This is a genomic window from Falsiroseomonas sp. RANM36 (genome assembly GCF_056682175.1).
The window spans coordinates 596,414-604,303 of sequence record NZ_JBWXTD010000003.1 but is presented as its reverse complement, the minus strand read 5'-3'; the positions used below and the strand labels follow the sequence as shown (position 1 = coordinate 604,303).

Sequence of the window (7,890 nt, the reverse complement as noted above, 5' to 3'; positions counted from 1 at the left end):
CGGCGCGATGGACCTGGTGGTGTTCGAGGGCTTCTGGGCCACCCGCGCGCGCAAGCGCGGGGGGGGGGGCCGCCCCCCCCCCCGACCCTCCCCCGCCATGCGGGGGAGGGAGAAGGGAGGCCCCTCATCTTCCCGAAGCCGTGCGCCAGCCCCATTCTTGGCGCATGGCCGCCCCCGCCCCGTCGCTCCCCCCGGACGACGCCGACCCCACCTTCGCCGAGCTCCTCGCCGGCCGCCCCGACCTCGCCGCGCATGCCCAGGACGGGCTGACGATGGAGGAGGTGCCGCTCGCCCGCATCGCGGCCGAAATCGGCACGCCCACCTGGGTCTATTCCGCCGCCACGCTCCGCCGCCGCTACCGCGCGATGCAGGCGGCGCTCAGCGAGGCTTCGCTCGACTGCGAGATCCATTTCGCGGTCAAGGCCAATCCCAACCTCGCCGTGCTGCGCACGCTGGCGCGCGAAGGCGCGGGCGCCGACATCGTCTCCGAAGGCGAGCTGCGCGCCGCGCTCGCGGCCGGCATCGCGCCGGATCACGTCGTCTTCTCCGGCGTCGGCAAGACGATGCCCGAGCTGCGCTTCGCCATCGGCCAGGGCGTCGGCCAGATCAATGCCGAGAGCGTGGAGGAGATCGCGATGATCTCCGCCGCCGCGACCGAACTCGGCCGCACCGTGGATGTCGCGATCCGCGTGAACCCGGATGTGGACCCGCTGACCCACGCCAAGATCACCACCGGCAAGAGCGAGAACAAGTTCGGCGTCGCCATGGCCGACGCGCCGGCGCTCTACGCCCGGATGGCCGCGACGCCCGGCATCCGCCCTGCCGGCATCGCGACGCATATCGGCAGCCAGATCACCGCGGGCATGGGCGCCTATGCCGCCGCCTATCGCGCGCTCGCCGATCTCGTCCGCGCGCTGCGGGCGCAGGGCCTGCCGGTGGACCGCGTGGATTGCGGCGGCGGCCTCGGCATCCCCTATCGCAACGAGCCCGCGCCCAGCCCCGCCGCGCTCGCCGGCGCCATCAGGACCACGCTCGGCAATCTCGGCGTGCGGCTGATGATGGAGCCCGGCCGCTGGATCGCTGGCCCGGCCGGCGTGCTGCTCGCCTCCGTCGTCCTGTCCAAGCGGAACGGCGCGCGCCGCTTCGTCATCCTCGACGCCGCGATGAACGACCTGGTGCGGCCGGCGATGTACGAGGCCTGGCACGGCATCGTGCCCGTCTCGCCCACCGATTACGTCGCGCCCGTCTCGTCCTGCGACGTGGTCGGGCCGGTCTGCGAGACCGGCGACACCTTCGCGCGAAATCGTGGCCTTCCCACCCTGGAACCGGGTAGCCTCGTCGCGTTCCTCGATGCGGGGGCGTACGGAGCGGCGATGAGCAGCACCTACAATGCGCGGCCCCTGGCCGCGGAGGTCCTGGTGGACGGCGCCCGCTTCGCCGTGGTGCGCGAACGCCAGACGCCCGAAGCCCTGCTCGCCGGCCAGCGCCTGCCCGCCTGGTACGCGGCGTGACGCCCGCGCCGCTCGCCCCGCTTTCGCGGCGACGCCGCCTCGCACGGCTCGCGCTCGCCTGGGAGGCGATCTGGCCTGCCATCTGGCCCGCCCTCGGCGTGCTCGGCCTCTTTCTCACCTTCGCCCTGCTCGGGATCCCGCTGCTGCTGCCGGGATGGCTCCGCATGCTGGTTGCGGCGGGCTTCTTCGCCGGCTTCGTCGCGGCCCTGCGCCACGGTCTGCGCGGCTTCCGCTGGCCGGGCGACGATCCCGCCGACCGGCGGCTGGAGCGCGAATCCGGCCTCGATCACCGTCCCCTCGCCACGCTGACCGACAAGCCCGCTGGCGACGACCCGCTGGCGCAGGCGGTGTGGCAGGTCCATCGCGACCGCGTGCTGTCGAATGTCCGCAGGCTGCGCGTCGGCCTGCCGCGGCCGGGCCTCGCGAAACGCGACCCGATCGCGCTGCGGGCCGCGCTTGCCCTGTCGCTGCTCGCAGCACTCGTCGTTGCCGGGCCCGAGGCGCCGGAGCGCCTGCGCCGCGCCTTCGCCGGCGAGGTCGCGATGCCCGCCGCCCCGCCGCCGATGCGGCTGGAGGCCTGGATCACCCCGCCCCCCTATACCGCTGCGGCGCCGGTCTTCCTCGATCCCGGCGGCGGCAGTGTTTCCGTGCCCGCAGGGAGTCGCCTGCAGGTCGCGCTCACTGGCGGCACCGGCGGCGCGCCGGAGTTGCAGGTCGGCGACTCTTCAAGTGCCTTCCGCGCGCTCGACGCGCGCTCCTTTGGGGTCGAGGCGGTGCTCGACAGGGGCGCAAGGCTCGTGATTCGCCGCGACGGCGCCGACGTCGCGGCCTGGACGCTGACGGTGCAGGCCGACCAGCCGCCGAGCGCCAGCTTCACTGAGGCGCCCGGCCGCGCCCTCCGGGGCCTGGCGATCCGCCTGCCTTGGCAGGTGCAGGACGATTGGGGCGTCGTCTCGCTGAACGCGGAGATCCGGCTGAAGGCGCGGCCGGACGCCCCGCCGCATGTGGTGGAGATCCCCCTGCCGGCGCAGGCGCGTGATGCGCGCGGCGTCGCCGCGCCCGACCTCTCCGCCCATCCCTGGGCCGGGCTTGAGGTGGAGATCGTGCTCCGCGCCCGCGACGGCGCTGACCAGGAAGGCGTCTCGGCGGCGGCCACGCTCGCGTTGCCGGAGCGCAGCTTCACCCATCCTGTGGCACAGGCGCTGATCGCGCTGCGCAAGGCGCTGTCGCTCGACCCCACGGCCCGCGCCGACGCGCGGCGTGCCCTGGATGGCCTTGCTGCCGTGCCCGAGGCCTTCGAGCACGACACGACCACCTATCTGGCGCTGCGCAGCGCGCGCCACCGCCTGACCCGCGACCGTCGGCCGGAGGCGGTGACGGAGGCGCAGGACATCATGTGGGAGACGGCGCTGGCGCTGGAGGAAGGTCGAGCCGAGCGCACGGCCCGCGCGCTCCAGCAAGCGCGCGAGGAGCTGCGCGAGGCGCTGCAGGAGGCGCAGCGCCAGCTGGAGCAGCAGCGTGACGGCGAGCGCACCGAGCGCAATGCCGAGCAGCGCACCGAGACGGAGCGCCGCATCCAGGAGCTGCGTGACGCCATCCGCCGCCACCTGGAGGCACTGGCCGAGCGCCTGCAGCAGGAGAATGCGGAGGCGATGCCCTTCGATCCGCAGAACCGGCTGATGGACCGCCGCGACCTGGACCGCCGCACCGACCGCATGCGCGAGGCGAACCGCCAGGACCGCCCGGAGGACGCGGAGCGCGAGCTCGCCGAGCTCGAGGAGATGCTGCGCGCGCTGGAGGAGGGCCGCTCCGCCCGCAACGAGCAGCAGGAACGCCGCCGCCAGCAGCGCCAGCGCGGCGAGCAGCAGATGGGCGTGGTGCAGGACATGGTGCAGCGCCAGACCCGCATGCTGGACAGCGGCCATCGCCGCGCCGAGGCGGAGACGCAGCGGCGCGAGGCGGAGCGCCGCGCCGAACAGGCCCAGCGCCGCAGCCCCTGGAACCGCCAGACGCCGGAGCAGCAGCAGCAACAGCAGCAGCAGCGCGCCGAGGCCGAGCAGCAGGCCCAGACGGAAGCGAACCGCGAGGCGCGCGTCCAGCGCGCGCTCCGCCGCGCGCTGGGCGAGGTGATGCAGCAATTCGGCGACCTCACCGGCGAGGTTCCGCCGCAGCTCGGTCGCGCCGACCAGGCGATGCGGGAGGCGCAGGACCAGCTCATGGACGGCGGCGATGCGCGCGACGCCCAGCAGCGCGCCATCCGCGAGCTTGTCGAGGGCGCGCGCCAGATGGCGCAGCAGATGCAGCGCCAGTTCGGCCAGCAGGAAGGCGAGGGCGAGGGCGAGGGCGAAGACTCCGGCGAGATGATGGGCGAGGGTCAGGGCCAGGGCGAAAGTCAGGACCAGGCGCAGAACCAGGGCGACGGGCGCGATCCGCTCGGCCGCCGCACGCGCGAGGCGCCGGGTGCCCAGGACAATGGGAGCGACACGCGCGTCCCGGATGAGGCTGAGCTGCTTCGTACCCGCCGTCTGCAGGAGGAACTGCGCAAGCGCGGCGCCGAGCGGGAACGCCCGCAGGACGAGCTGGACTACATCGACCGGCTGCTGCGCCGCTTCTGATGGGTCCTGGCTGCGGTCGGCGTGCCGACCGACGTGCGAACGGAACACCGGTTCGACGCTGAGCGACGATCCCTTCGCGGCGCGCCGGTGCAAAGCCCGGTCCAGGCTCCGGCGCTCGTGGATGCGGGGTCGGGGCAGGTCGAGGGCGGCGAGCCGGGAAAGGCCGAGACGGCGGAGCGCTTACCCGACGGTGGAGACGGGCTGCGCGCGGTGCGCGGTCTGGTGCCCAGCGCCGCAGTCCCCGCGGCGATAGTGCAGCTCGCAGCCGGGCGTGCGGCAATCAGTACTCCGCGCAACCCCGAGCCTGCCAGGCGGGCCGGGCCGCGCTGCCCTGCCACATCCGGATCATCCGAGAAAAGGCCGATTATTGAGACTGTTTGCCGGGCTCTGCCGCGGCGCACGTCTCGTTGATGCTTGGCTTCGTGCCGCCGCCGCCCCCGTACAGACCTGCTCTGGTATATGAAAATACAACCATCGCGCGAGTCAGGCCGGCGTCTCGCTGACAACGTTCTGAGGCGCCAGACGGATCGTCACAGTAACGTACAATCATAAGACGATGACTGACCAGATCATACAAATAATACACAGAACTACTGACAATTCCTGACATAGTCAAAACCCTTAACGAACTTGACGGCGGCGGCTCAATTTTTATTATTCGGCACAAGATTGTTCGCGCAGTGAGGGGTTGTGTTGCGATGCGGCGTTTCCTTGTCAGTCTTGCTGCCGTTTCGCTGACGGGCGTCCGCTCTCCCGTGCCTTGCCGGAGGGGTGTCGCCACCGCTGAGATCGGGCTCCTGCTGCCTGCCTTCCTGATGGCGGCTATCGGCGTGGTCGAGGTGAGCTGGCAGCTTGCCGTCGCCTCCACGCTCGATCGTGCGACGGCGAAGGCCAGCCGCTTCGGGATAACCGGCCAGCAGACACGCCCCGGCGCCCCGGCGGAACTTGCCTGCCGTTCGCAGACCATTCCCTGGATCATCACCCATGCTGGCGGGCGGCTCCTGTCGCCCGACCGGTTGCAGGTGACCACCGGCGCGCATGCCAGCCCTGGCGGCATGGCTCTGCCCGCCACGCCCGGCGCGGGGCGCGGCGGCCAGGTCGTCACCTACAGTGTCACCTACACCGAACCTTTCCTGAGCGGCGCCTGGCTGCGCCTGCTCGGCGGCCCGGACCACCTGGTCCACCGCGCCACCATCGTCGTGAAGAACGAGGCCTTCGACAATGCGACCTGCTAAGATGCCGTTCGGCTCGCGCGGCGGCGCTGGGCTCTTCCGTCCCGTTCATCTGGTGCCCCAGGCCCGGCTTCGGCGCGACGCGCCGTTGGTCGATGCAGCCGACAGCGGCGGCGTCTGGCGGGTAGCCGGCGTGCGAAGCCCTTGGCGGCTGCTGCGTCGACGCCATTCGCTCGGCACACCATCCGGCGCATCCCAAAGCGCCAACGGGTAATTCGGCAGACCGGCCGCAGGCCCTGCGCAGCGCCTTATATTGCTTATTCGCAATGAGCAAAAATTAAAACAATGACGAACCAATAACGACAACACATGGATTGAGTGGGGTGCGTTCGTTCCTTAACGGATTCAACGCCGGCATCTCGCCGGGCATCGGATACGGAACATGGCCCGACCATGCAGCCGCGGCGTCGCCTCGGCCGAATTCAGCGTCCTGTTTCTCGTCATCCTCGCCGCGCTCGTCGGCGTCGTCGAGGTGGCCTGGCAGAGTACCGTCGCCGCCGCGCTCGACCGCGCGACGCTTCGTGCCAGCCGCTTCGGCGTCACCGGGCAGGCGACGCGCCCCGATACCCCCGCCGACATCACGTGCCGGTCGCAGACGATCCGTTGGCTGGTGGCGAACGCCACGGGAAGCATCCTCACGCCGGAGCGGATCCAGGTGACCACTGGCGCCTATGACAGCCCATCCGACTTCAACGTCACCAACCCGACCCCGGGCGCAGGCACCGGCGGCCAGGTGGTCACCTACAACGTGACCTACGCCGAGCCGTTCCTGACTGGCGCCTGGCTCCGGATCATCGGCGGACCGGAGCAGATCCTGCACCGCGCCGCCGTCGTGGTGAAGAACGAGGCCTTCGACAATGCGGTCTGCTAGACGTCTTCGCAGCGGCAGCGCCAGCGTGGAATTCGGCCTGCTCGTGCCGGTCCTGCTGCTGCTCGCGCTGGCCGGCACCGATCTGGTGAACTTCATGCGGACGCAGATGCGCCTCGACTCGGCGGCGCTGCAGCTCGGCCAGCTGGTCTCCCAGTGCAACCGCATCGCGGCTCCTGGCGATACCGACCAGTTCTGGACCTATGCGCAGCGCATCGTCGGCTCCGCGGGCGCGGTGACGGGCGCCGGAGCGACCGGTGCGGTCGTCTTGAGCGCGGTCGGGCAGCAGAACGGCGCCACACGGGTGATGTGGCAGCACCGCAGCGGCAGCGCCGCGCATGCCAGCCGCATCGGCGCCTCTGGCGGCAACGCCACCCTTCCTGGCGGCTTCGCCGTGCCGCCCGGTCAGACCCTTTTCGTGACCGAGGTGTTCCTGCCGCGTGCGCCCTGGTCCCTCGGCACGCTCTTCATGAACGACGCAGCCGAGCAGGTGCTGCGCGGGATGACCGTCTTCCTCACGCGGGCGCCCGATGCGCCCGCCCTGCTGATCGCGCCCGTCGCGAGCGCGCAACCCGATTGCACCGCCTGAAGGAGAGACCCGCGATGGACAAGCGCGGCACGACCGCGGCGCTGACCGCGATGATGATGGCTTCGATGGTCGGTGCGGCCGGCCTCGCCGTGGACAGCACACGCATCTGGCTTGTTGAGACGCGGCTGCGCACCGCGGTGGACGCCGCCGCGCTGACGGCAGCACGACGGCTGACCGACCCGAACCGCGACAGCGAGGCGGCGGCGGTGTTCTGGGCGCATTTCACCCAGCGCGACGGCACGCGCGGCTATCTCGGCGCCACCATCAGCCAGCCGCAGATCGCCTCGGCCGCCCCCGGATCCACCGCGCTGACCGTGCAGGCCAGTGCGACCATCGGGACGACCCTGTTCGGCGTGCTCTCCAACGGCGCCGTCGTGCGCACCGAGCGCACGACGGTGCAGCGCGGCGGCAGCGGGCTCGAACTTGCAATCGTGGTGGACCAGACCGCCTCCATGCGCGAGGCGGCCGGCGGCGGGCTCGGCGGCACCAAGCTCGACGCCGCGCGCAGCGCCATCCACACCATGCTGGACGTGCTCTATGGCGGGCGCGAGACCCAGCAGAACCTTTTCGTCTCGGTCGTGCCCTTCGCGCGCACCATCAATATCGGCAACAACAACTCCGCCATGCTCGACACCAGCAACATGCCCGCCGGCTGGAATCTCGGCAGCTGGTCGGGCTGCGTCGAGGCGCGCCGCAACGGCCACGACACCACCGACGCCGCCCCGACGGGTGCGGCACGCTTCCGTCCCTACTTCTGGCCCAGCACCTACCGCCAGGTCGGCACCGTCGCCTCCGGCCGCTGCGTCAGCAGCAACGCCTATCCGGGCAGCAACAACAGCAACCGCTTCTGCCACGGCGACAACGACTGGCCGACCAACGTCGGCGCGCCCACGCAAAGCCAGCTCAACGCGAACGTCATGTACGACACGTTGCGAGACGCCGGCATGACGCATGCCGAATCCGTTGGACCGAATCTGCTCTGCGCCATGACGCCGATCCAACCGCTCACCGCGCGCCGCAGCCAGGTCAACGCTGCCTTGGCTGCGATCGTCGCGCCGCCGCGCAGCGGCGGAAC

The 7,890-nt window shown here is 71.3% G+C and carries 6 protein-coding genes; all 6 read left to right on the top strand.

Annotation, left to right across the window (positions count from 1 at the left end; translation table 11 throughout):
• Positions 1-164: 164 nt before the first annotated feature.
• Positions 165-1,511: a diaminopimelate decarboxylase gene (gene lysA, locus AC1MIR_RS07655; protein WP_480027586.1), complete on the top strand. Its 1,347-nt coding sequence runs from the start codon at positions 165-167 to the stop codon at positions 1,509-1,511.
• Positions 1,508-4,126 carry a TIGR02302 family protein gene (locus AC1MIR_RS07650; RefSeq protein WP_480027585.1) on the top strand — a complete coding sequence of 873 codons (2,619 nt, stop codon included), beginning with the start codon at positions 1,508-1,510 and terminating at the stop codon, positions 4,124-4,126. Before lysA ends, AC1MIR_RS07650 begins: the two co-directional genes overlap by 4 nt.
• A gap of 698 nt (positions 4,127-4,824) precedes the next feature.
• Complete coding sequence (locus tag AC1MIR_RS07645) at positions 4,825-5,361, top strand: TadE/TadG family type IV pilus assembly protein (RefSeq protein ID WP_480027584.1); 537 nt, start codon at positions 4,825-4,827, stop codon at positions 5,359-5,361.
• A gap of 379 nt (positions 5,362-5,740) precedes the next feature.
• Positions 5,741-6,229 carry a TadE/TadG family type IV pilus assembly protein gene (locus AC1MIR_RS07640; protein ID WP_480027583.1) on the top strand — a complete coding sequence of 163 codons (489 nt, stop codon included), beginning with the start codon at positions 5,741-5,743 and terminating at the stop codon, positions 6,227-6,229.
• A gap of 25 nt (positions 6,230-6,254) precedes the next feature.
• Positions 6,255-6,815, top strand: coding sequence for a hypothetical protein (locus AC1MIR_RS07635; protein ID WP_480027582.1), 561 nt, complete (start codon positions 6,255-6,257; stop codon positions 6,813-6,815).
• 14 nt (positions 6,816-6,829) lie between these two features.
• On the top strand, positions 6,830-7,890 hold a 1,061-nt coding region (locus AC1MIR_RS07630; protein ID WP_480027581.1), incomplete at its 3' end, for a pilus assembly protein TadG-related protein.